At 43.1% G+C, this 850-nt stretch carries 1 pseudogene; it reads left to right on the top strand.

The features are described 5' to 3' along the window. Positions 1-850: pseudogene (locus ACY2RS_RS15470) on the top strand (hypothetical protein); the annotation flags it as partial.

Below are 850 nucleotides of genomic sequence, written 5' to 3'. Positions count from 1 at the left end.
GACTCCCCCGCCATCACCGATCCCATCAGCGATTATTTTTTATGTGATTTAGATGGAAATGGCTTGGAGACTTTTGATTTAACGACAAAAGATGCTGAAATTTTAAATATTTTGGTTGATGTTAGTTTAAGCTACCACGAGAGTGAGGCCGATGCGCAAGCTGGGGTTTTACCTATTACACCTGCCAATGGGTATATAAGCAGTAATGCTGTTGTGTGGGTGCGTGCTGTCAACTTTGAGGATGGTGATCCTAGCAATCCACCTTTGTGTGTTACTGTGGGTCAGTTTAATTTAATTTTAGGTCAGGTGCCAGTTTTTAATGCTATCCCAGAGCTCACCGCCTGTGATGATGAAGTAGCCGATGGATTTACCGAGTTTGATTTAAACAGTAACAATGCTGCCATTACTGGAGGCGATTTAACCTTAACGGTTAGTTATCATGCTACCCAGGCCGATGCGGAGAATGGCTTACCTGCCTTACCTGTATTTTATACCAACATGACCAACCCAGAGACTATTTGGGTTCGTGTAGAAGATCCAAGTGGTTGTTATGGTATTTTTATGACCGAACTAGTAGTGATTCCACGTCCTGAGATAGTTGAGCCAGATCCATTGATTTATTGTGATGATGACAATGATGGTTTTGGAACGTTTACCTTGACCGATGCCGATGAGCAGGTACTAGGAGGGAACCCCGCTGGGAACCTTCAGGTGAGCTACCACGTTACTTTGGCCGATGCTATCAACGGTGTATTGCCACTAGCAAGTCCTTATGATAATGAAGTTCCTTTTGATCAGATTATTTATGTTCGTTTACAAGATGTAGCAACAGGCTGTTATAACACCACGA

It is taken from the genome of Patiriisocius sp. 208BN25-11 (genome assembly GCF_058147145.1).
Note: the sequence above shows the minus strand (reverse complement) of the source record. Positions and strands in the feature narration are given on the sequence as shown.